Origin of the sequence: Streptomyces sp. AV19 (assembly GCF_015999245.1) — a bacterium.
Taxonomy (GTDB): domain Bacteria; phylum Actinomycetota; class Actinomycetes; order Streptomycetales; family Streptomycetaceae; genus Streptomyces.
In genome coordinates this window covers 149,527-171,285 of record NZ_JAEAMR010000007.1, presented here as the reverse complement: position 1 = coordinate 171,285, position 21,759 = coordinate 149,527, and the positions used below count along the sequence as shown (strand labels likewise).

21 protein-coding genes are annotated in these 21,759 nt (G+C 71.6%); 12 read left to right on the top strand and 9 right to left on the bottom strand.

Going from position 1 to position 21,759, the window contains the following annotated elements; translation table 11 throughout:
- The first annotated feature begins 193 nt into the window (after positions 1-193).
- From pdhA to I5Q34_RS10310, 6 genes are all read left to right on the top strand, one after another.
- Complete coding sequence (pdhA, locus tag I5Q34_RS10335) at positions 194-1,345, top strand: pyruvate dehydrogenase (acetyl-transferring) E1 component subunit alpha (protein WP_199891910.1); 1,152 nt, start codon at positions 194-196, stop codon at positions 1,343-1,345.
- Positions 1,345-2,334, top strand: coding sequence for an alpha-ketoacid dehydrogenase subunit beta (locus I5Q34_RS10330; protein WP_199891909.1), 990 nt, complete (start codon positions 1,345-1,347; stop codon positions 2,332-2,334). Before pdhA ends, I5Q34_RS10330 begins: the two co-directional genes overlap by 1 nt.
- A 21-nt stretch (positions 2,335-2,355) precedes the next feature.
- Positions 2,356-3,783: a dihydrolipoamide acetyltransferase family protein gene (locus I5Q34_RS10325; RefSeq protein WP_199891908.1), complete on the top strand. Its 1,428-nt coding sequence runs from the start codon at positions 2,356-2,358 to the stop codon at positions 3,781-3,783.
- Between the two features lie 360 nt (positions 3,784-4,143).
- On the top strand, positions 4,144-4,950 hold the full coding sequence (locus I5Q34_RS10320; RefSeq protein WP_199891907.1) for a helix-turn-helix domain-containing protein: 807 nt from the start codon (positions 4,144-4,146) through the stop codon (positions 4,948-4,950).
- Between the two features lie 85 nt (positions 4,951-5,035).
- Positions 5,036-5,701: a GntR family transcriptional regulator gene (locus tag I5Q34_RS10315; protein ID WP_199891906.1), complete on the top strand. Its 666-nt coding sequence runs from the start codon at positions 5,036-5,038 to the stop codon at positions 5,699-5,701.
- A complete protein-coding gene (locus I5Q34_RS10310) occupies positions 5,698-7,005 on the top strand; it encodes a nitrate/nitrite transporter (RefSeq protein ID WP_199891905.1) in 1,308 nt (435 codons plus the stop codon). The genes I5Q34_RS10315 and I5Q34_RS10310 overlap by 4 nt, the downstream gene beginning before the upstream one ends.
- A gap of 83 nt (positions 7,006-7,088) precedes the next feature.
- Here the strand turns inward: I5Q34_RS10310 and I5Q34_RS10305 are convergent, their stop codons facing one another.
- Positions 7,089-7,919 (bottom strand): maleylpyruvate isomerase family mycothiol-dependent enzyme, encoded by an 831-nt coding sequence (locus I5Q34_RS10305; RefSeq protein ID WP_199891904.1) that lies wholly within the window; start codon positions 7,917-7,919, stop codon positions 7,089-7,091.
- 117 nt (positions 7,920-8,036) lie between these two features.
- Here I5Q34_RS10305 and I5Q34_RS10300 point away from each other — a divergent pair, with 117 nt between their 5' ends.
- Complete coding sequence (locus I5Q34_RS10300; RefSeq protein WP_199891903.1) at positions 8,037-8,828, top strand: carbon-nitrogen family hydrolase; 792 nt, start codon at positions 8,037-8,039, stop codon at positions 8,826-8,828.
- Between the two features lie 63 nt (positions 8,829-8,891).
- On the opposite strand, the gene I5Q34_RS10295 is transcribed toward I5Q34_RS10300, so the two are convergent.
- From I5Q34_RS10295 to I5Q34_RS10280, 4 genes are all read right to left on the bottom strand, one after another.
- Entirely contained in the window at positions 8,892-10,121 is a 1,230-nt protein-coding gene (locus tag I5Q34_RS10295) for a dienelactone hydrolase family protein (RefSeq protein WP_199891902.1), read from the bottom strand.
- A gap of 2 nt (positions 10,122-10,123) precedes the next feature.
- Positions 10,124-10,537, bottom strand: coding sequence for a hypothetical protein (locus tag I5Q34_RS10290; protein WP_199891901.1), 414 nt, complete (start codon positions 10,535-10,537; stop codon positions 10,124-10,126).
- Positions 10,538-10,601: 64 nt separating this feature from the next.
- A complete protein-coding gene (locus I5Q34_RS10285; protein ID WP_199891900.1) occupies positions 10,602-11,072 on the bottom strand; it encodes an NUDIX domain-containing protein in 471 nt (156 codons plus the stop codon).
- A gap of 4 nt (positions 11,073-11,076) precedes the next feature.
- A complete protein-coding gene (locus I5Q34_RS10280; protein ID WP_277965237.1) occupies positions 11,077-11,817 on the bottom strand; it encodes an XRE family transcriptional regulator in 741 nt (246 codons plus the stop codon).
- 698 nt (positions 11,818-12,515) lie between these two features.
- Between I5Q34_RS10280 and I5Q34_RS35495 the strand changes: the two genes are divergently transcribed.
- The 3 genes from I5Q34_RS35495 (at position 12,516) to I5Q34_RS10270 (ending at position 14,764) form a co-directional block, all read left to right on the top strand.
- Positions 12,516-12,647: a hypothetical protein gene (locus I5Q34_RS35495; protein WP_267911945.1), complete on the top strand. Its 132-nt coding sequence runs from the start codon at positions 12,516-12,518 to the stop codon at positions 12,645-12,647.
- A 3-nt stretch (positions 12,648-12,650) separates the two neighbouring features.
- The gene (locus I5Q34_RS10275; RefSeq protein WP_199891899.1) at positions 12,651-12,839 is read left to right on the top strand and encodes a hypothetical protein; all 189 of its coding nucleotides are present in this window, start codon (positions 12,651-12,653) and stop codon (positions 12,837-12,839) included.
- A 95-nt stretch (positions 12,840-12,934) separates the two neighbouring features.
- Positions 12,935-14,764 carry an NHL domain-containing thioredoxin family protein gene (locus I5Q34_RS10270; RefSeq protein WP_199891898.1) on the top strand — a complete coding sequence of 610 codons (1,830 nt, stop codon included), beginning with the start codon at positions 12,935-12,937 and terminating at the stop codon, positions 14,762-14,764.
- Positions 14,765-14,845: 81 nt separating this feature from the next.
- On the opposite strand, the gene I5Q34_RS10265 is transcribed toward I5Q34_RS10270, so the two are convergent.
- The 3 genes from I5Q34_RS10265 to I5Q34_RS10255 all read right to left on the bottom strand — a co-directional run bounded on the left by I5Q34_RS10265 (position 14,846) and on the right by I5Q34_RS10255 (position 18,682).
- Positions 14,846-15,430 (bottom strand): DUF4232 domain-containing protein, encoded by a 585-nt coding sequence (locus I5Q34_RS10265; protein WP_199891897.1) that lies wholly within the window; start codon positions 15,428-15,430, stop codon positions 14,846-14,848.
- 27 nt (positions 15,431-15,457) lie between these two features.
- Positions 15,458-16,747, bottom strand: a complete 1,290-nt coding sequence (locus I5Q34_RS10260; RefSeq protein WP_199891896.1) for a M18 family aminopeptidase — start codon at positions 16,745-16,747, stop codon at positions 15,458-15,460.
- Between the two features lie 108 nt (positions 16,748-16,855).
- Positions 16,856-18,682: an acyl-CoA dehydrogenase gene (locus I5Q34_RS10255; protein ID WP_199891895.1), complete on the bottom strand. Its 1,827-nt coding sequence runs from the start codon at positions 18,680-18,682 to the stop codon at positions 16,856-16,858.
- Positions 18,683-18,814: 132 nt separating this feature from the next.
- Here I5Q34_RS10255 and I5Q34_RS10250 point away from each other — a divergent pair, with 132 nt between their 5' ends.
- On the top strand, positions 18,815-19,267 hold the full coding sequence (locus I5Q34_RS10250) for an SseB family protein (RefSeq protein ID WP_049719141.1): 453 nt from the start codon (positions 18,815-18,817) through the stop codon (positions 19,265-19,267).
- 337 nt (positions 19,268-19,604) lie between these two features.
- Here I5Q34_RS10250 and I5Q34_RS10245 read toward each other — a convergent pair whose 3' ends face one another.
- Positions 19,605-20,579 (bottom strand): serine protease, encoded by a 975-nt coding sequence (locus tag I5Q34_RS10245; RefSeq protein WP_199891894.1) that lies wholly within the window; start codon positions 20,577-20,579, stop codon positions 19,605-19,607.
- 187 nt (positions 20,580-20,766) lie between these two features.
- On the opposite strand from I5Q34_RS10245, the gene I5Q34_RS10240 reads away from it, so the two are divergent.
- Entirely contained in the window at positions 20,767-21,720 is a 954-nt protein-coding gene (locus I5Q34_RS10240) for a pirin family protein (protein ID WP_199891893.1), read from the top strand.
- Positions 21,721-21,759 lie beyond the last annotated feature (39 nt).

Genomic DNA, 21,759 nt, shown 5'->3' with positions numbered 1-21,759 from the left:
TCGCAGGAATGCCGGGTACTGGGTAACGTGCCTATTGCAGGCCATTCGCCGGGGCGCCTGTCGCGCCCGGTTCCGGCCTCGGCACACCCACCCCGTGTGCCGTCGGGAAGCGGGCGAGCACCCCCAGCCCCACGGCGGGGGGACCCCCTACGGCCACCGGCGACCCCGGGGGCCGACAGACGGAGGAGCACACGTGACCGTGGACAGCACCGCCGCGCGCAAGCCGCGCGGCGGCAAACGCGCCGGCGCGAAGAAGCCGGCCGGCGGGCCGGACCAGCCGGAGCTCGTACAGCTGCTGACGCCCGAGGGCGAGCGGGTCGGCCACCCCGACTACGCCATCGACGTGACGCCCGGGGAACTGCGCGGCCTGTACCGCGACATGGTGCTGACCCGCCGCTTCGACGGCGAGGCCACCACCCTCCAGCGCCAGGGCGAACTGGGCCTGTGGGCCTCCCTGCTGGGCCAGGAGGCCGCCCAGATCGGCTCCGGCCGGGCCACCCGGGACGACGACTACGTCTTCCCCACCTACCGCGAGCACGGCGTCGCCTGGTGCCGCGGGGTGGACCCGACCAACCTCCTCGGGATGTTCCGCGGCGTCAACCACGGCGGCTGGGACCCCAACGAGAACAACTTCCACCTGTACACGATCGTCATCGGCTCCCAGGCGCTGCACGCCACCGGCTACGCGATGGGCGTCGCCAAGGACGGCGCCGACTCCGCCGTCATCGCCTACTTCGGCGACGGCGCGTCCAGCCAGGGCGACGTGGCCGAGGCGTTCACCTTCGCCGCGGTCTACAACGCCCCCGTGGTCTTCTTCTGCCAGAACAACCAGTGGGCCATCTCCGAGCCCACCGAGAAGCAGACCCGCGTCCCGCTCTACCGCCGCGCCCAGGGCTTCGGCTTCCCCGGCGTCCGCGTCGACGGCAACGACGTGCTGGCCTGCCTCGCGGTGACCAAGGCCGCGCTGGAGCGCGCCCGCACCGGGCAGGGCCCCATGCTCGTCGAGGCGTTCACCTACCGGATGGGCGCCCACACCACCTCCGACGACCCCACCCGCTACCGCCGCGACGAGGAGCGGGAGCTGTGGGAGGCCAAGGACCCGATCCTGCGCCTGCGCCGCCACCTGGAGCGCGAGGGGTACGCCGACGAGGAGTTCTTCGCCGCGCTGGAGGCCGAGAGCGACGCCCTCGCCAAGCGCGTCCGCGACACCGTGCGCACCATGCCGGACCCCGAGGACACGGCGATCTTCGAGAACATCTACGCGGACGGCCACGCGCTGGTCGACGAGGAGCGCGCGCAATTCGCCGCCTACCAGGCGCAGTTCGCGGACGAGGAGAGCAACTGATGGCCACCGAGAAGCTCTCGATCGTCAAGGCGATCAACGCCTCGCTGCGCACGGCGCTGGAGTCCGACCCCAAGGTCCTGGTCATGGGCGAGGACGTCGGCAAGCTCGGCGGCGTCTTCCGCGTCACCGACGGCCTGCAGAAGGACTTCGGCGAGGACCGCGTCATCGACACCCCGCTCGCCGAGTCCGGCATCGTCGGCACCGCGATCGGCCTGGCGCTGCGCGGCTACCGGCCGGTGGTGGAGATCCAGTTCGACGGGTTCGTCTTCCCAGCGTACGACCAGATCGTCACCCAGCTCGCCAAGATGCACGCCCGCGCGCTCGGCAAGATCAAGCTGCCGGTCGTCATCCGCATCCCCTACGGCGGGGCCATCGGCGCCGTCGAGCACCACAGCGAGTCCCCCGAGACGCTGTTCGCGCACGTCGCGGGCCTGAAGGTCGTCTCGCCGTCGAACGCCTCCGACGCCTACTGGATGCTCCAGCAGGCGATCGCCGGCGACGACCCGGTCATCTTCTTCGAGCCCAAGCGGCGCTACCACGACCGCTCCGAGGTGGATCCCGATGCCAACACAGCGACGCCGGGCCCGCTGCACACCGCCCGCACCGTGCGGACCGGCACCGACCTGACGCTGGCCGCCTACGGGCCCATGGTCAAGACCTGTCTCGAGGCCGCCGCGGCGGCCGAGGAGGAGGGCCGGTCGCTGGAGGTCCTGGACCTGCGGTCGATCTCGCCGGTCGACTTCGACGCGATCCAGGCGTCCGTCGAGCGCACCCGCCGGCTCGTCGTGGTCCACGAGGCCCCGGTCTTCTTCGGCTCCGGCGCCGAGATCGCGGCCCGGATCACCGAGCGCTGCTTCTACCACCTGGAGGCCCCCGTCCTGCGGGTCGGCGGCTACCACGCCCCCTATCCGCCGTCGCGGCTGGAGGACGAGTACCTTCCCGGACTGGACCGGGTACTCGACGCCGTAGACCGCTCGCTTGCGTACTGAGGGCCAAGGAGAGTCGTGACGATGACTGCGAGCACGGAGCGCTTCCGCGAGTTCAAGATGCCCGACGTGGGCGAGGGCCTCACGGAGGCGGAGATCCTCAAGTGGTACGTGGCCGTCGGGGACACCGTCTCCGACGGGCAGGTGGTCTGCGAGGTCGAGACCGCCAAGGCGGCCGTGGAGCTGCCGATCCCCTTCGACGGCGTGGTGCACGAGCTGCGCTTCGAGGAGGGCACGACGGTGGATGTCGGTACGCCGATCATCTCCGTCGACACGCAGCCGGGCGCGGGCCCGGCAAAGCCGTCGGCGGCCGGGGCCGCCCCGGCCGCTCCCGAGCCGGAGGCCGAGCCCCAGGGCCGCCAGGCCGTCCTGGTCGGGTACGGCGCGGCGCCGTCCTCCACCAAGCGCCGTCCGCGCAAGGCCGCCCGGGCGGAGACCGCTCCGAAGGCGGCGTACGCGGCGGCCGTCCAGGCCGAGCTGAACGGGCACGCGGCCCCGGCTCCCGCTCCGGCCGAGCCGGCCGTCCCGGCGGGCGTCGGCGCCGCCGTGGCGGGCGCGGAGCGGCCCCTGGCCAAGCCGCCGGTCCGCAAGCTGGCCAAGGACCTCGGCATCGACCTGGCCGCCGTCACCCCCACCGGGCCGGGCGGGGTCGTCACCCGTGACGACGTGCACGCCGCCGCGCAGGCCGCGGTCGCGCCGGCCGCCGCCGAGCCCGAGGCCCCGGTGGCCCCTGCCGTGGTGCCGGCCGCCTCCCGCGAGACCCGCATCCCGGTCAAGGGCGTCCGCAAGGCCACCGCGCAGGCCATGGTGGCCAGCGCCTTCACCGCGCCGCACGTCACGGAGTTCGTCACCGTCGACGTGACCCGCACGATGAAGCTCGTCCAGAAGCTGAAGGCCGACCCGGACATGGCCGGGCTGCGCGTCAACCCGCTGCTGTTCGTGGCCAAGGCGCTGCTCGTCGCGATCCGGCGGAACCCGGACGTCAACGCGGCCTGGGACGAGGAGAACCAGGAGATCGTCCGCAAGGAGTACGTCAACCTCGGCATCGCCGCCGCGACGCCGCGCGGCCTGATCGTCCCCAACATCAAGGACGCCCAGGCCAAGACGTTCCCGGAGCTGTCGCAGGCGCTGTCCGACCTGGTGAGCACGGCGCGGGAGGGGAAGACGAGCCCGGCGGACATGTCCGGCGGCACGGTGACGATCACCAACGTCGGCGTCTTCGGCGTGGACACGGGCACGCCCATCCTCAACCCCGGCGAGTCGGCGATCCTGGCCTTCGGCGCGATCAAGCTGCAGCCGTGGGTGCACAAGGGCGAGGTCAAGCCGCGGCACGTCACGACGCTGGCGCTGTCCTTCGACCACCGTCTGGTGGACGGGGAGCTGGGGTCGAAGGTGCTGGCGGACGTGGCGGCGGTGCTGGAGCGGCCGCAGCGGCTGATGATCTGGGGGTAGGTTTTTTCAAACGCCGGACGGGCTGAATCAGCCCGTCCGGCGTTTGAGGACAACCGCGCGGAGCGCGGTTTCGGGGGTCCAGGGGGCGCAGCCTCCGGTCAGCGCGGCGGAGCCGCGGCGGGGCTCCGGGGCTTGCCCCGGGAGAAACGGTGAAAGGGCGGGCCGGGGGCGGGCGAAACGCGAAGGGCCCGGCGCGAGCCGGCCCCGCACCCCCCTCCGGTGCGGAGCCGCCACGCATCCGGACCCTCCACGCAGGCGTGAGCGGCCTCGGACAATTCCACCCCCGGAGGGCGGAATGGCCCGTGACGGGCAATTTACTTAACATTGACCAACACTTGCAGTGTCGGAAGGTGAGGCCCGGTGGACGCGGACGACGTGCGCGACGGCGAGTCCATCAGCCGTCTGCTCCGCGCCTGGCGCTCCCGCGTGGACGCCCGCACCGTCCCCGAGCTGCGCTGGACCCACCCCCGCCCCGGCCGCCTGCTCTCCCAGAAGCACGTCGCCCGGCTGACCGGCGTCAGCGAGGGCTGGTACCGCGCCCTGGAGGCCGGCCGCCGGCGGGACTTCTCCGAGGGGTTCCTGCTCCGCGTCGCCGCCGCGCTGCGGCTGAGCGAGGCCGAGACGCTCACCCTCTTCCTCGCCGTCTGCGGCCGCCGCCCGCCCGAGCCGCGCACCGCCGCCGGCGAACTCCCGCAGGGCGTACGGGACCTGCTCGTCCAGCAGACCACCTACCCGTCCTACCTCTCCGACATGGCCTGGAACGTCGTCGCCTCCAACCGCCTCATGGGCGAGTGGTTCCCCTGGGTGCTGCGCCCCGGCGCCAACCTGATGCGCTGGGCACTGCTCCACCCCGAGGCCCGCGAGCAGATGCTCGACTGGGAGAACAGCTGCGCCCGGACCTACCTGGCGATGCTCCGCGTCGCCGCCAACAGCAACCCCGGCAACGCCGAACTGCGCTCCCTGGTCCGCGAGGTGCTGGACTCCGACGCCGCCTGCCGGCGCATCTGGGCCGAGGAACACGACGTCGTCGAACACCGCGACGGGCACCTCTTCCGGCTGCGCCTGCCGTACCACGACCACGCCGAGATCCGCGTGACCAGCCACGTCCTGCTGCCGATACAACGCCAGGACCTGCGCTTCGTGTTCATCATCCCGCTGAACGACTGAGCGTCCAGAGCCGGTACGTACCACGACCCGTCCGGATCGCGGACATGCCCTCATCAAGCATCTGTCTTGTATCTATGCTGTGCGCATGCCTACCTCCTCCGTGTCCGCACAGGTCAGACAGCCCCCCGCCGCCGAGCGCGTCTACGCGCACGTCAAGGACGGTGTCCTGCACCGGCGTTACGCCGGGGGGACGCTGCTCACCGAGGGCGGGCTCGCCGAGGCCGTCGGGGTGTCCCGCACCCCGGTGCGGGAGGCGCTGCTGCGGCTGGAGGGTGAGGGACTGCTCAAGCTCTACCCGAAGAAGGGGGCGCTCGTGCTGGCCGTGTCCGCCCAGGAGATCGCGGATGTGGTGGAGACCCGGCTGCTGGTGGAGAAGCACGCGGCGGCCAAGGCGGTGCCCGCCCCGCCGGCGCTGATCAGCAGGCTGGAGGAGCTCGTCGAGGACATGCGGCGGCAGGCCGCCGAGGGCGACCTGGCCGCCGTCTCGGTCAGCGACCGCGCCTTCCACGCGGAGATCGTCCGCAGCGCCGGCAACCAGATCCTCTCCCGCCTCTACGACCAGCTGCGCGACCGCCAGCTGCGGATGGGGGTCGCGGCCATGCACGCCCACCCCGACCGGATCGCCAAGAACATCGCCGAGCACACCGAGATCCTCGACGCCCTGCGCTCCGGCGACGCCGCCGCCGCGGTCGCCGTCGTCGACCGGCACGTGGGCTGGGTGCGCAACCTCGCCCAGGGAGACGTCCGATGAGCTCCCCGGCCGCGGCCCTGCCCGGCGATCCGCCCGGCGGCCGGCGGGCGGTCGCCGTCTGGGGCATCGGCGTCGCCGTCTACTTCACCGCCATCGTCTTCCGCACCAGCCTGGGCGTGGCCGGCATCGACGCCGCCGAGCGCTTCCACATCAACGCCTCGGCGCTGTCCACCTTCTCCATACTCCAGCTGCTCGTCTACGCCGGGATGCAGATACCCGTCGGCCTGATGGTCGACCGCCTCGGCACCAAGAAGGTGCTCGCCCTCGGCGTCCTGCTGTTCACCGCCGGACAGCTCGGCTTCGCGCTCTCCCACTCCTACGCCGGCGCCCTCGCCGCCCGCGCGCTGCTGGGCTGCGGCGACGCGATGACCTTCATCAGCGTCCTGCGGCTGGGCGCCCGCTGGTTCCCCGCCCGGCACGGCCCGATGATCGCCCAGGTGGCGGCGCTGTTCGGGATGGCCGGCAACCTGGTCTCCACCCTCGTCCTCGCCCAGCTGCTGCACACCCACGGCTGGACCACCACCTTCGCGGGCAGCGCGGCGTCCGGCGTGCTCGTCCTCGTCCTGCTCGTGGCCTTCCTCCAGGACCACCCCCGGGGGTACGAGCCGGTGCCCGCCCCGCACCCCGGCGCCGGTTACGTCCGCCGCCAGATCGCCCTCGCCTGGCGCGAGCCCGGCACCCGGCTCGGCCTCTGGGTGCACTTCACCACCCAGTTCCCCGCCATGATCTTCCTGCTGCTGTGGGGCATGCCGTTCCTCGTGGAGGCCGAGGGCCTCGACCGGGGGACCGCCGGCGAACTCCTCACCCTCGTCGTGCTGGTGAACATGGCCGTCGGCCTCGTCTACGGCCAGATCATCGGCCGCCACCACGCCGCCCGGCTGCCGCTCGCCCTGGGCACGGTCGCCGCCACCGCCCTGCTGTGGGCCGCCACCCTCGCCTGGCCCGGGCCGCACGCCCCGATGTGGCTGCTGATCACGCTGTGTTCGGTGCTCGGCGCCTGTGGCCCCGCCTCGATGATCGGCTTCGACTTCGCCCGTCCCGCCAACCCTCCGGAGCGGCAGGGCACGGCGTCCGGCATCGTCAACATGGGCGGCTTCACCGCCTCCATCACGACCCTGCTGGCCATCGGCCTGATCCTGGACTCCACCGGGGAGGACTACCGGGCCGCCCTCGCCTCGGTCTTCGCCCTCCAGGCGCTGGGCCTGACCCAGATCCTGCGGCTGCGCGGCCGGGCCCAACGGCGCGAGCAGGAACGGATCGTGGCGTCCCGGGTGGAGACGGTGCACGTGCCGGTATCCCCCTGAGGCGGTCGCGGCACGACGGCCGGGGCCGCTGGGGGACGGCACGACCCGTTCCGGGCGACCGACCGTGCGACCGCGCGGCAGCGCTACGGCGTGACGGCGAACTCCCGCAGGATCGCCGCCGCCAGCCCCGGCTCGCCCTCCGCCTTGACCCGGTCGGCCACCGCCTCCGGCCGTACCCGCCCGCAGGCCAGCCGGACGTACGTCTCCCAGTCCGTCGCCAGCGTCACCGCCGGGCCCAGCGAGACGCTGGAGTCCACCGTGCCCCGCCCGGCCCCGTCCACCCGCACGGTCCGCAGGAACTCCACCGGCCCGTGCACGTCCACGACCACCGCCGAACCGGCGGGCGCGCCCGCCTTCCCGGCCACCACCCCGGGCAGCCCGGCGACCAGCACGTCCCGCGCGACCAGCGCGCCGGGCGCGTCCAGGTTGCCGGGCACGCCCAGCGCCCGGCGCAGGTCCTGCTCGTGCGCCCAGACGTCGAAGGCCCGCACGGTCAACGCCCGTTCGAGGGTCTGCTCGTTCCCCGAACCCAGCGGCCAGCGCACCGGCGCCCGCGGGGAGCGGGTCTCGCCGCGCAGCTGCCGCGACCGCCGGATGATCGTCAGTTCCAGCTCCGAGGTCATCTCCAGCGCGGTGTGGCAGCGCCGCACATCGACCTGCACCTCGATGTAGCGGGAGAACTCGTCGGTGACGTGGTACAGATCGCGCGGCAGCGTGTGGATCGGCCGCGGCTCGCCCAGCATCTCGTTCTCGACCCCGATGACGTGCGAGACCACGTCGCGCACGGACCACCCCGGGCAGTCCGTCGGCCGGTTCCAATCGCACTCGGCGAGGGGTCTCACCAACTCGTTGATCGCTTCGATGGAATGGGCCCAGGCGTCGATCGCCGGCTGAAGGCTTGGGTGGACGGTCACGTGATCCCTCGTCGTGCGGTGCGTACGTGCGCGGGGCAAGTGCGGTCTGGGTCTCTTAAGTTACGCTGCGCAAGGGCAACCCGGCAGAGGTTTCATGGGTGGAAAGTGGTGGTACCTGTGCGCGTCTCACTGATCCAGCTGGCCGTCGACGCGGCGGAGTCGCCGGACGAGCGGCGCGAGCGCGTGGCCCGGCTCGTCCGCGAGGAGCGCGACAGCGACCTCGTCGTGCTCCCCGAACTGTGGACCACGGGCGCCTTCGCCTCCCCCCAGTTCCTCCACGAGGCCGAGTCGCCGGTCGACGGCCCCACGTCCCGGCTGATGTCGGCCGCCGCGCGCGACGCGGGCGTGTGGCTGCACGCGGGCTCGATCATCGAACAGGGCGGCGCGGACGGCCTGTTCAACACCTCACTGGTATTCGATCCGTCGGGGGAGCTCGTCCGCACCTACCGGAAGATCCACCTCTTCGGCTTCGACGAGGGCGAGGCCGTGCTGATGAGCGCGGGCGGCGAGGTCGTCACCGCGGAACTCCCGCAGACGGTCGTCGGCCTGGCGACCTGCTACGACCTGCGCTTCCCCGAGCTGTTCCGCGCGCTGGTGGACGCCGGGGCCGAGACCCTCGTCATCCCCGCCGGCTGGCCCGCGGCGCGCCGCGCCCACTGGTCGCTGCTGGCCCGGGCCAGGGCGGTCGAGGACCAGGCGTACGTCCTGGCCGTCGGCACGGCCGGCACCAACGGGGGTGTGGAGCAGGCCGGGTACAGCGTCGTGGTGGACCCCTGGGGCGAGGTCCTCGCCGAGGCGGGCGCCGGCGAGGAGATCCTCCGCCTGGACCTCGACATGGAACGGGTGGCCCGCACCCGGAAGGAATTCCCGGCGCTGCGCAACCGGGTGCTGGGCCTGGGCGAGGGGTAGGGCCGGAGCCGACCGCACGGCGTGTCGCTGCCGCGCCCTTACCCCTCTCCGGCTCGACCGGCCTCAGATGCCCGCGTCGGGCGTCTTGTTGACCTTCAGGGTCTTCGGGATCGCGGGCAGCAGCCGCTCCTTGGAGACGGTCTCCCGGATCCTGTGCGGATCGGCGTACGTCTCCGGGCGCGCCTCCCGGAACGTCACGGCCGGTCCGCCCTTGCGGAGGTTGCCGCCCTTGGGCGCGAGGCCCTTGACGGCGGGGAGCCGGTAGGAGCCCGCCTTGTGCAGCGCCTGCTCCAGGAAGGCGGCGGTGAGCTGGGCGACCTGGTCGCGGGCGGCGGCGGGCTTCGCGACCTTGGCGCGCTTGCACTCACCGACGCTCCCGTCCTTCCTGGCGGGCGCGAGGTTGGTGTTCATCATGGTGTGCCCGGCGCCGGGCAGCAGCACATCGGCGGCGACCTTGGTCCGGCCGGACTTGGCCAGGCCCTTCACCGTCGTCAGCCCGGCGTCCGGCCCGGTGTCCTCGTCGCACCCGCCACGGATGTTGAGCACGGGCACCTTGTGCGTGGCCTTCTCGGCGTACTCGGCCGGCTCGATGGCCACGGCCCCGAACAGCCCCTTCCGCTGGGCGGCCTTCTGCGACAGCACGTACCCGCCGCCGCGGCTGTGCCCGACGAGCCCGACGCGGGAGGTGTCGATCCGCCCCTTGACGTCGGGGATCTTCAGCCCATGGCTGACGCCCTTGTTGAGGTCGGAGAGCAGCCTCAGATGCGCGTCGACAAGATCCGTGTACCCCTTCACGGGATCGGTCTCGCCGCCCCACCAGATCTCCGGCGAGACGACGTCGATCGACACGGCGACGAACCCCTTCCGCGTCAGCGCCTCCACGACGTGCGAGAGCCCGGCGTCCTGCCGCAGGTAGTCGGGCCCGACGCCCTTCTCCTTCTTCCCCGGCTTGGCACACACCAACGGCCATGCGGTCTTCACCGGGTTCTGCGTGATGCCGTCCCCCTTCTTGGCGGTCACGCAGTTGTGATGCGCCCCGTGCATCACGACGGCGACCGGGTGCGGCCCCTTGCCCTTGGGCATGCCCAGCACCCCGTGCACCTGCGTCGGGTTCCCGGCGGTCCGCCCACCGGTGATCTTCAACAGTCCGGGGGAGAGCGCGTATTGGGTGAGGCTCCCCTTGGGCTCCTTCGAGGGCTTCCCGGCGGCGTGGGCGGTGCCGCAGGTGAGAGCGAGGCCGAGGGCGGCGGAGGCGGCGACGAGGCGCGTGGCGCGGATGTGTGTTCTCTTCACGATTAAAGGGACGGCAAAATGGGTGCTCCAAGTTCCGCTTGACCGGCCCGTATCGGTGCTGTGGCCTCGGACGCATACCCCGTCACCGCCACAGAACAGGCGGCGACCACGACCGCCGCTTGAACCGTGACGGTGATCCAGGCGCGCCCGAGCACCGCCGCCACGACGACCACGAAGGCGCACGCGGCGACCACGGCAGCGGTGGTCCTCACTTGCCCGCCCGTGTCCGCCGCCGGGCGCCCGCCCCACTCCTCGACGACCACGACGAGCAGGAGGACCGCCCCCACGACACCCTCCAGCCCCAGCAGGAAGAGGGCGATGAGCAGATCCACGTACCACGGCAGTCCGCTCCGGCGGTGGGCGTCGAGGCCGTGCGGGACCACGACCGGCGGTGCTTCGGGCAGTGACGACGACATGCGACGGAGTCTTCTCCGCTCCCGTCTCGCGTGCATGAGTAGCCGTACTCAGGCGGGGGCGCCGCTATCCCAGATAGGGCGTGGGACGGTGCTCCAGGAAGTGCTGAAGGCGCAGCCGCTGGGTGTGATGCATGGGGAGTGAATCGAGTTCTCGCGGCTCGACGAACCGGAGCTCCGTACTCTCGTCGGAAATCGCCAGCGCGCCGCCGACGGCCCGGGCCGTGAAGCACACGTTGAACTGCCGGCGCACCTCGCCGTCGCTGTACGCGATGATGTGCCGGGGGTCGGTATACGTACCGACGAGCCCCGTGATCTCGACGCGCAGCCCGGTCTCCTCCTCGACCTCCCGTACGGCAGTGCCGGGCAGCGAATCCCCCATGTCCATCGCGCCGCCCGGCAGCGCCCACAGGTCGTTGTCCCTGCGCCGCTGGAGCAGGATGCGGCCCCGGTCGTCGGTGACGACGGCGGATGCCGCCACGACCAGGCTGTTGGGCTCGGGCGCGCTCGGGTCGTCGTAGTACTCGGTCCGTGCCACGCGCTCACCTCTCCACCGGCCGTGCGGTTTCCCACACAGCGTCGAAGCTCTCCATATAGGTGTCGAACATGCCCCCACGGTTGTTGCGCCGAAGGTGCCACACGGGCGCTGCGAAGGCGTTGACACCCCATACGTGAGCGTTGACCAACACCTGCTCGTCGGCACGGTACAGGCTGTTGTAGAGAGTCGTTCCGTGAGTCCGCACCTCGATCCCCGGTAAACCGAGCAGCGGCCGGTAGTGCATCAGCGCCAGACGGCAGCGGGATTCGATGCCGTGGCCGAATGCCTCTTCCTGGCCGCGCTGTTGGACGTTGGCGCTGTCGGCATCACCCACGGCGATACGGACCGAGCACCCCTCGGTGGCGCGCTCGCTCAACAGGTCGTTCAGGCGGGGGTACGCCTCGTGCAGGAAGACGGCTGCGTAGACCAGTACGTCAATCCGGCGCTGCGCTTGCGCGAGAAGCTCTGCGAAGACGGAGACGGGGAGGTCGGCCCGCTGGGCGTAGAGCGCGACGAGTTCGGGGCTGACAGCCCGCGCCGTCCGTGCCTGCCGGAGGGCCGGCCATAGCGTGTGGACATCCTCCCCCAGGACCTCGGCGGCCCTGAGCGCTGTCACTCGCCGCGGTGTCCGACCGAGATTGATCCACCGTTCAACGGACTTGGGATCAACACCGGACGCGTGGGCCAGGGCGGCGTGCGTCCATCCACCGGATGCCATGGCAGCCCGTAAGCGTTCGTTCGGCACGTGTCCACTCCCTCGTACTCAGGACGTTCACAGGGACGTTCTACCTGTCGTGGGACGTCCCGAAGTGGGGAACGCGGGAGGTTCCCCCGTCCCATGTTCAGCACGAAGATCACCGCATGACCGAACCCACGCGATTCAGCTCCGCGACGGTTGAACTGCCGTTGCGCCTGGTACCGGAACTAACCCCGGTAGAAGGCTGTGCAGCCAGTGCAGAACTCGTGGCCGTACGGAACCGGGCGCGAGCCGGAGGCGACCTGACCACGGTGTCCGACTGCAATGTCCACTTGCGGTGGCACACGGTGGGGCATCAGGGCCCGAACCGGCCGAGTGCGGTGAGTACCCGGGAGCGCCCGTGAGTGATCGGCCTTCGTACCAATACCCCCGCCCTTTGGTCGGCGTGACCCGACCTTCGGGTGCCACGCTGCACACCTACCGCACGTGCCCGAGGTGCCTCGCCCTCCATCACGGGATCGATGCCGCGCTGCGCGTCGGGTGCCAGAACGCCGCCGCCCGGCTACGAGCAGAACTCAATGCACACCAGCAGACGACACCTCACAAGAACCCGGCACCGTGAAGTCCGCGCCGTTGCTCTTCGCTTTCAACTCCCGTTGGAGGCGGCTGGGCGGAGCGCACCACTGCACGACGGCACAGGGGCAGCCCCTGCGCCGGCACAGTGTTGATCCCGAAGGAGCGCGCGGATGGGCAAGCAGGACGACGACTGGGACCCGAACGAGAACCGGGACCAGGTGACCGACCCCGATACGCAGGTTTCCCAGAACGGTAGCGTCTACAGCAGCATGGCCGACGACGAGGAGCGCGAAGGGAAGTAGTGCGTGATCCACGGCGAGCATCTTGCGAAAGACCTACGGCGCGACCACGGGTTCATTCACATCGGGCGCACCAAGGACGGCAATGCCGTGATCATGCGCAAGGGCGACCGGTGGACCGTCGTGCCTCTGCGCTGGCTCAGCAGCGATGCCGTGGCCACCATCAAGGCCCAGGCCGGGATCGGCCTTGTCTGAGCCTCCACGGCCCCGCTCACGTGGGCGGGGCCGTCCGCTCGACCCTGTCAGCCACCTGTGATCGTGTGTTCATCCGGGAATGGCACCCTTGACCCATGAACGCTGCCTCCCCGGCCCCGCGCCGCCCCCGCGTCCGTGCCCCCGAGCTGATCGGCAAGGGTGGTTGGCTCAACACGGGTGGGAAGGAGCTCAGCCTCGCGGAGCTGCGCGGACGCGTGGTGATTCTCGACTTCTGGACGTTCTGCTGCGTGAACTGCCTCCATGTCCTGGACGAGTTGCGCGAGCTGGAGGAGAAGCACCGGGACACGACCGTGATCATCGGCGTGCACTCGCCGAAGTTCGTGCACGAGGCCGAGCACCAGGCCGTCGTCGACGCCGTCGAGCGGTACGGCGTCCACCACCCCGTCCTCGACGACCCCGAGCTCGCGACGTGGAAGCAGTACGCGGTCCGCGCCTGGCCGACGCTCGTCGTGATCGATCCCGAGGGGTACGTCGTCGCCCAGCACGCCGGCGAAGGGCACGCGCACGCACTGGAGGCGCTGGTCACCGAGCTGGAGGCCGAGCACGGGGCCAAGGGGACGCTGCGGCGGGGGGACGGGCCGTACGTGGCGCCCGAGCCGGTGGCGACCGATCTGCGGTTCCCGGGCAAGGCGCTGGCGTTGCCCGGCGGCCGGTTCCTCGTCTCGGACACCACCCGGCACCAGCTCGTCGAGCTCGCGGAGGACGGCGAGACCGTCGTCCGGCGCGTCGGCACCGGCGAGCGCGGGCTGAGCGACGAGCCCGTCCGCTTCAGCGAGCCGCAGGGCCTCGAGCTCCTGCCCGACGGGCGAGTGATCGTCGCCGACACCGTCAACCACGCGCTGCGCGCCTACGACCCGGAGACCCACGAGGTCACCACCGTCGCCGGCACCGGCCGTCAGTGGTGGCAGGGTGCGGCGACGTCCGGGCCCGCCCGCGAGGTCGCGCTCTCGTCCCCCTGGGACGTGGCCTGGTTCGCGGACCGGCTCTGGATCGCCATGGCCGGCGCCCACCAGCTGTGGACGTACGACCCGGCGACGGGGACCGTCGAGGTCGCCGCGGGCACCACCAACGAGGGCCTGGTGGACGGCCCGGCCCGCGAGGCGTGGTTCGCCCAGCCGTCCGGGCTGGCCGCCGCCGGGGACCGGCTGTGGATCGCCGACTCCGAGACGTCCGCGCTGCGGTACGTGGAGCGGGACGGCGACGGGTTCGCCGTGCGGACCGCCGTCGGGGCCGGGCTGTTCGACTTCGGCCACCGGGACGGTGACGCTCAGCAGGCGCTGTTCCAGCACCCGTTGGGCGTGACCGCGCTGCCGGACGGTTCCGTGGCCGTGTCCGACACGTACAACCACGCGCTGCGCCGCTTCGACCCGGCGACGGGTGAGGTGAGCACGCTGGCCACGGACCTGCGGGAGCCGTCCGACGCGGTGCTCGTGCCCGACTCCGACGAGATTCTCGTCGTCGAGTCGGCCCGGCACCGGCTGACGCGGCTGCGGCTGCCGGAGGAGGCGGTGCGGGTGGAGTCCGTGGCGCACCGCACGCAGCGGGCCGCGACGGAGGTCGCGCCCGGCGAGCTGGAGCTCGCCGTCATCTTCGAGGCACCGGCCGGGCAGAAGCTGGACACGCGGTACGGGCCGTCGACGCGGCTGCTCGTCAGCGCGACGCCGCCGGAGTTGCTGGCGTCGGGGGCGGGTGCGGGGACGGACCTCGTCCGGCGGGTCGTCCTGGCGGACGGTGTGGGGGAGGGCGTCCTGCATGTCTCCGCGATGGCGGCGTCGTGCGACGACGATCCGGCGAACGAGTATCCGGCGTGCCATGTGCATCAGCAGGACTGGGGGGTTCCGGTGCGGGTGGTTGCGGGGGGCGCGGGCCGGTTGCCGCTGGTGCTGGCGGGTCTGGACGGGTGAATTTTCCCCAACCCCGCCCTTTCACCGTTGCCCCCGCGCGGAGCGCGGAAGAAACGGTGAAAGGGCGGGGCGGGGAGAAAATCAGCCCTTCAGGGCCGCCGCCTCATCCGCCACCCAATACGTCGTCCGCACCGAGTCGTCGATCCTCAACTTCCCACCCGGCAGCGCCGCCCTGACCTCGCCGCCCTCCACCGGATCCCCGTTCTTCGCCTGGAGCGAGACGGACAGCTCCTTCGCCTCCCTCGGCGTCGCGCCGTCCGCCGACGTCGGCACGATGCCGGCGTAGGCGGACTTGCCGACCGCCAGCCGCACCGGCGCCGCCGGCTTCGACGCCGCGTCCATGTCCGCCGTCGCCTGGTCCTTGTCGAAGCGCAGGAACGGGAACCCGTACGCCGTGCACGCCTTGGCCGCCGTGGCCACCAGCAGGACGCGTCCGGAGGCCGCCGGCCGTGCCTGGAGCCTGACGTCCGACGGCGCGCACGCGTCGCCCTTCGCCACGCCCGAGCCCGCGCTGTCCTCCCCCTCCGCGGGAGAGGACGCCTCGGCCGACGCCTTCGCGTCCGCGTCCGAGTCCGAACTCCCGCCCCCGCCGCACCCGGTGAGGGACAAGGCGGCCACGGCGGCGACGACGGCGAGGGCGATGCGCGGAAGAGAGCGGTCGGTCATGGGTTCGTTCCCCCGGGATGGGACGGCTCAGCCTTCCAGGAAGGCGGTCAGCGCCGAGGCGAGCAGATGCGGGTCGTCCGCGCCGCACAGTTCGCGGGCGGAGTGCATGGAGAGGATAGCGACGCCGATGTCGACCGTGGTGATGCCGTGCCGCGCCGCCGTGATCGGCCCGATCGTGGTGCCGCAGGGAACGGAGTTGTTGGAGACGAAGTGCTGCCACGGCACGCCCGCCCGCTCGCACGCGTCGGTGAACAGCGCCCGCCCGACACCGTCCGTCGCGTACCGCTGGTTGACGTTGGTCTTGAGCAACGGCCCGCCGTTGGCGACCGGGTGGTGCCCCGGCTCGTGCCGCTCCGCGTAGTTGGGGTGCACGGCGTGCCCCGTGTCGGAGGAGAAGCAGACCGTGCCGGCGAGCGCCCGCGCCCGGTCCTCGTACGTGCCGCCGCGCGCGAACACCGAGCGCTCCAGGACGTTGCCGAGCAGCGGCCCCTCGGCCCCGGTGTCGGACTGGCTGCCGTTCTCCTCGTGGTCGAAGGCGGCCAGGACGGGGATGTACGACAGGTCGTCGGAGGAGGAGGCCGCGGCCAGCGCGGCCGTACCGGCGTGCACGGAAAGGAGGTTGTCCATCCGGGGCCCGGCCACCAGCTCGCGCTCGCGGCCGAGGTAGGCGGGCGGCTCGACGCTGTGCGTCATCAGGTCCCAGCCGGTGATCTCCCGCGCCTCCACGCCCGCCTCCGCCGCGACGAAGCGGATGAGGTCGCCCTCCTGTGCGCTGCCGAGGCCCCAGAGCGGCGTCATGTGGCGCTGCCGGTCCAGCGTCAGGCCGTCGTTGACGCCCCGGTCGAGGTGGACGGCCAGCTGCGGGACGCGCAGCAGCGGGCGGTCGACGTTGACGAGGCGGTGCTCGCCGCCGCGCAGCGTGATCCGGCCGGAGAGGCCGAGGTCGCGGTCGAGCCAGGTGTTGAGCAGGGTGCCGCCGTAGATCTCCACGGCGACCTGGCGCCAGCCGTGCGCCCCGGTGTCGGGCAGCGGCTTGACGCGCAGGTTGGGGGAGTCGGTGTGCGCGCCGACGATGCGGAACGGGGTGGCGGGGGCCGCGCCTTCGGGCACGTACCAGGCGATGACCGCGCCGCCCCGCAGCACGAACCTGCCGCCCGACGAGGCGTCCCACGCGTCGGTCTCCGCGAGCTGCCGGAAGCCCGCCTTCTCCAGCCGGGCGGCCGTGTTGGCCACCGCGTGGTACGGCGAGGGGCTCGCCGCGAGGAAGGACATGAGGTCGTCGGTGTGGCCGCGGTCGAAGCGGTGCGCAGTGCTCATACGGCCAGGATAGGGAGGACGTGCGAAGGCCCGCTCCTCCCTCGGAGCGGGCCTTCGACGCCGGTTCCAGGACGCCGGTTCCAGGACGCCGGTTCCAGGACGCCGGTTCTAGAACGCGGCCTCGTCCAGCTCCATCAGCGACTGGTCCACGCCCTCGGCGAGGGTGCGCTCGACCGAGACGCCGGGCAGGACGTTCGCGGCGAAGAACTTCGCGGCGGCGATCTTGCCGGTGTAGAACGGCTTGTCCTTGGCGGAGGCGTTCGGCAGCTTCTCGGCGGCCACGGCGGCGCCGCGCAGCAGCAGGTAGCCGACGACGACGTCACCGGCGGCCAGCAGGAAGCGGGTGGTGTTGAGGCCGACCTTGTAGATGGACTTGACGTCCTTCTCGGTGGCGGCGAGGTCGGTCAGCATGATGCCGACGATCGCCTCCAGGTCGGCGGCGGCCTTGGCCAGCCGGTCGCGGGAGGCCGTCAGCTCCTCGCCGCCGGGCGCCTCGGCGAGGAACTTCTTGATCTCCTCGGAGAGCGTGGTGAGGGCCTGGCCCTGGTCGCGGACGATCTTCCGGAAGAAGAAGTCCTGGCCCTGGATGGCCGTGGTGCCCTCGTAGAGGGTGTCGATCTTCGCGTCGCGGATGTACTGCTCGATCGGGTACTCCTGGAGGTACCCGGAGCCGCCGAAGGTCTGCAGCGACTGGGCCAGCTGCTCGTAGGACTTCTCGGAGCCGTAGCCCTTGACGATGGGCAGCAGCAGGTCGTTGAGGCCGTGCAGCGCCTTGGCATCCTCGCCCGCGGCCTCCTTGACCAGGATGTCGTCCTGGACGGCGGCGGTGTGGAGGACGAGGGCGCGCATGCCCTCCGCGTACGCCTTCTGCGTCATCAGCGAGCGGCGGACGTCGGGGTGGTGGGTGATGGTGACCTTCGGCGCGGACTTGTCCATGAAGTTCGCCAGGTCCGGGCCCTGGACGCGCTCCTTGGCGTACTCCAGCGCGTTGAGGTAGCCGGTGGAGAGGGTGGCGATGGCCTTGGTGCCGACCATCATCCGCGCGAACTCGATGATCATGAACATCTGGCGGATGCCGTCGTGCTTCTCGCCGATGAGCCAGCCCTTGGCGGGGTGCTTGTCGCCGAAGGTCATCTCGCAGGTGTTGCTGGCCTTGAGGCCCATCTTGTGCTCGACGTTGGTGGCGTAGACGCCGTTGCGCGCGCCCAGTTCACCGGTCTCGAAGTCGAACTCGTACTTCGGCACGAGGAAGAGGGAGAGGCCCTTGGTGCCCGGGCCGTGGCCCTCGGGGCGCGCGAGGACGTAGTGGAGGATGTTGTCCGCCATGTCGTGCTCGCCCGAGGTGATGAAGCGCTTCACGCCCTCGATGTGCCAGGAGCCGTCCTCCTGCTTGATCGCCTTGGTGCGGCCGGCGCCGACGTCCGAGCCGGCGTCCGGCTCGGTCAGCACCATGGTCGAGCCCCACTCCTTCTCGACCGCGACCTTCGCGATGTGCTTCTGCTGCTCGGTGCCCTCCGCGAACAGCACGCCGGCGAAGGCCGGGCCGGACGAATACATCCAGACCGCCGGGTTGGCACCCAGGATCGTCTCGGCGAAGCCCCAGAGCAGGGAGCGCGGGGCGACGGTGCCGCCGATCTCCTCCGGGATGCCCAGGCGCCACCACTCGGCGTCCATGTAGGCCCGGTAGCTCTTCTTGAAGGTGTCCGGGACGGGGGCGGTGTTGGTCTCGGGGTCGAAGACGGGCGGGTTGCGGTCGGCGTCCGCGTAGGAGTCGGCCAGCTCGTTCTCCGAGAGGCGCGCGATCTCCGAGAGGATGTCCTTGGCGGTATCGACGTCCATCTCCGCGAACGGGCCGGTGCCGTACAGCTTGTCGCGGCCGAGCACCTCGAAGAGGTTGAACTCGATGTCGCGGAGGTTCGACTTGTAGTGGCCCATGACAACGGCTCCGTAAGGGGTGACGAGAGGGGCGTTCTTCGTTCGTACCGGTCGGTAATCTGCATGATGCTACCCACCGGTAATAAGAAGCAACCCCTGTTCGGCCAACTGTGACTCGTTACGCTTCTGCCCATGTACGGCTACGACACGAACGTGGGACAACAGGGCTACGCCCCGCCGCAGCAGCCCGGCGGCTACGGCGAGCAGCCGCTCTACCCCGAGCCGTCGCCGCCGTCGCTCGCGGACGCGGTACGGGCCTTCACGACCGGTTCGATGTCCGCCGAGGACTTCCAGGTGATCTTCTCCAACTCGAAGGTCTACTGCCCGCGGGGCGACAACCCCGGCTTCCTCGCCCTGCACAACACGCAGCACCCGGTGATCCCGATGTTCACGTCGCTCAAGGAGCTGCGGCGGTACGCCGGGAAGGAGTCGAAGTACTTCGTCATCACGGGCGCCGAGGTGATCGACCTGCTGCCGACGGGCTACGGCTTCGTCCTCGACATGGAGGGCGACCACCGGATGGTCTTCGACGCGAAGGCGGTCGAGCAGATGGTGGACTTCGCGATGCGGCGGATGTACGGCTGAGGCCGGTTCGTGGGCGGGGAGTTGGCCCCGGTCCCTCCCCCAGAGGGGGCACCCCCACTTTCACCGTTTCTCCCGGGGCTGCGCCCCGGGCCCCGCAAAGCGGCTGCGCCGCTTTGTCCTCAAGCGCCGGACGGGCTGAATTCGTGCCCGGGCGCGCACTTCAGCCCGTCCGGCGTTTGAGGACAGCGCCCGAAGGGCGCTTCGGGGGTCCAGGGGGCTCCGCCCCCGGTCAACGCGGCGAAGCCGCGTTGCGGGCCCGGGGCGGAGCCCCGGAGGAAACGGTGAAAGGGAGGGACCGGGGCACCCTCGAAAACCGCAAGCGCCGCGCCCCCGCGCCCTACCGCACCACCCTCCCGTACAACTCCTCAACCGCATCCCCGAAGTAAGAGCTGTACGACGTCTCGTCGTCCCCGCCCTCGTCCTTGCCCCCCAGCACCCCGACGACCGTCCCCAGCCCCGTCGCCGCGTCCACATCCGTCAGCAGCGGGCTGCCGCTCGTACCGCCGGGCATCCCCCGGCAGTCGAAGCGGAGTTGGGTCCGGCCCTCGGCCCGCGTCGTGTTCTGGCAGCCGAGCGGGCGCTCGCCGTCCCCGGGGTAGCCGAGCACCCGGGCCGGCTTGTCCGTGGGCGGGTGGAAGGCGATCCGCTCGGCGCCCGTCACCTGCTCGACGGGGGTGTCCGAGCCGACCTGGCGTACGCGCAGGAAGGCCACGTCGTGGTCCTCGTCCCGGTCCGCTATCCACTCGGGGGCCACGTCGATGGAGGTGGGCACCCAGATCCCGTACGGCGCGACGCCGTCGTGGTAGCCGGGGGCGAAGGCGATGTCGGTGTGGAAGCCGTCGGTGTGCACGCAGTGCGCGGCGGTGACCAGCAGATCGCCCCGCTCGCTGTGGACGACGCCGGCGGTGCAGCCGTGCCCCGGCGGCTCGTCCTGACCGGACTGACCGGACTGACCGGCCTGACCGGAGTCGTCGGCGTAGAACAGCGGCCCGATCGCGGGCGAGGGTTCCGTGGGCGCCGCCTCCAGCGGCTCGGAGCGGGGCAAGGGCTCCGTGCGGCGGGCAGAGCCGTGACCGGCCGCCGCCCGCGCCGTCCCCGGCTCCGTGCGCACCGCCGAGGCCATGGCGTCGGCGGTTCTGTCCCCGGCCTCCTCCGGCTCGGCGTAGTGCCCGGAGGACTCGCCCTGGGCCAGGGAACCGTCGGTGGCCGAGCCCCGGCCCGCCACCAGCAGGCCGAGGACGGCCAGGGCCAGCACGGTGGCGAAGAGGACGGTGTAACCGGCCTTGCCGGGGCCGGCGGATCTGGCGCGCATTGATCAAGTGTCCACCCTCCCCCGGAAAGCGGCGAACTCTCCCCGGAAAGCGGCGAACTCCGCCCGGAAGGCGGCGAACCACCCGCGAAGCGGCGACCGCCCCCGGAACCCGCCCGGGAATGCGGAACCGCTTGCCGGTTGTTCACCCTTCAACTAAATTGGGGGCGAACCTTCCGAGGAGGCCGACATGCCCGCCGTAACCGTCGAGAATCCGCTGTCCCTGCCCCGCGTCTCCGCTCCCGCGGACGCCCGGCAGCGCCCGGTACTGCACGTCGCCACCGCTCCGCAGGGCCTGGAGGGCGAGGGCTTCCCCGTCCGCCGCGCCTTCGCGGGGATCGACTACCGGTACCTGGACCCGTTCATCATGATGGACCAGATGGGGGAGGTGGAGTACGCCCCGGGCGAGCCCAAGGGCACCCCGTGGCACCCCCACCGGGGCTTCGAGACCGTCACCTACATGATCGACGGGATCATGAACCACCGGGACTCGCACGGTGGCGGCGGGACCATCACCGACGGCGACACCCAGTGGATGACCGCCGGGTCCGGGCTGCTGCACATCGAGGCGCCGCCGGAGGCGCTGGTGGTCAGCGGCGGGCTCTTCCACGGCCTCCAGCTGTGGGTGAACCTGCCCGCGAAGGACAAGATGATGGCGCCCCGCTACCAGGACATCGGCGGGGGCAAGGTCAAGCTGCTCAGCTCTGCCGACGGCGGGGCGCTGCTGCGGGTCATCGCCGGGGAGATCGACGGGCACCAGGGGCCCGGGGTCACCCACACGCCCATCACGATGCTTCACGTGTCACTGACCCCGGGCGCGCAGCTCACTCTTCCGTGGCCTCCCGGCTTCAACGCCCTCGCCTACGCGATGGCCGGGCGCGGCACCGCCGGTACCGAGGGGCGGCCGTTCCGCTCGGGCCAGTCGGTGGTCTTCGGCGACGGAGACGCGGTCACCGTGCGGGCGGACGCCTCGCAGGAGTCGCGCAGCCCCGACTTCGAGGTGGTGCTGCTGGGCGGGCGGCCGATCGGGGAGCCGATGGCGCACTACGGGCCGTTCGTGATGAACACGCACGTCGAGCTGGCCCAGGCGTTCGACGACTTTCGCGCCGGACGGCTGGGCTCGGTCCCGGCGGACGAGGCGTAGCCCCGCCCACGGGAACGAAAAGGCCCCCGCCCGGGGCCG

Excerpts from the sequence above, each read along its gene's own strand:
- I5Q34_RS10330 (WP_199891909.1), top strand. The coding sequence starts at position 1,345 with ATGGCCACCGAGAAGCTCTCGATCGTCAAGGCGATCAACGCCTCGCTG.
- I5Q34_RS10325 (WP_199891908.1), top strand. The coding sequence starts at position 2,356 with ATGACTGCGAGCACGGAGCGCTTCCGCGAGTTCAAGATGCCCGACGTG.
- I5Q34_RS10315 (WP_199891906.1), top strand. The coding sequence starts at position 5,036 with ATGCCTACCTCCTCCGTGTCCGCACAGGTCAGACAGCCCCCCGCCGCC.
- I5Q34_RS10310 (WP_199891905.1), top strand. The coding sequence starts at position 5,698 with ATGAGCTCCCCGGCCGCGGCCCTGCCCGGCGATCCGCCCGGCGGCCGG.
- I5Q34_RS10290 (WP_199891901.1), bottom strand. The coding sequence starts at position 10,537 with ATGTCGTCGTCACTGCCCGAAGCACCGCCGGTCGTGGTCCCGCACGGC.
- I5Q34_RS35495 (WP_267911945.1), top strand. The coding sequence starts at position 12,516 with ATGGGCAAGCAGGACGACGACTGGGACCCGAACGAGAACCGGGACCAG.
- I5Q34_RS10270 (WP_199891898.1), top strand. The coding sequence starts at position 12,935 with ATGAACGCTGCCTCCCCGGCCCCGCGCCGCCCCCGCGTCCGTGCCCCC.
- I5Q34_RS10265 (WP_199891897.1), bottom strand. The coding sequence starts at position 15,430 with ATGACCGACCGCTCTCTTCCGCGCATCGCCCTCGCCGTCGTCGCCGCC.
- I5Q34_RS10260 (WP_199891896.1), bottom strand. The coding sequence starts at position 16,747 with ATGAGCACTGCGCACCGCTTCGACCGCGGCCACACCGACGACCTCATG.
- I5Q34_RS10255 (WP_199891895.1), bottom strand. The coding sequence starts at position 18,682 with ATGGGCCACTACAAGTCGAACCTCCGCGACATCGAGTTCAACCTCTTC.
- I5Q34_RS10250 (WP_049719141.1), top strand. The coding sequence starts at position 18,815 with ATGTACGGCTACGACACGAACGTGGGACAACAGGGCTACGCCCCGCCG.
- I5Q34_RS10245 (WP_199891894.1), bottom strand. The coding sequence starts at position 20,579 with ATGCGCGCCAGATCCGCCGGCCCCGGCAAGGCCGGTTACACCGTCCTC.
- I5Q34_RS10240 (WP_199891893.1), top strand. The coding sequence starts at position 20,767 with ATGCCCGCCGTAACCGTCGAGAATCCGCTGTCCCTGCCCCGCGTCTCC.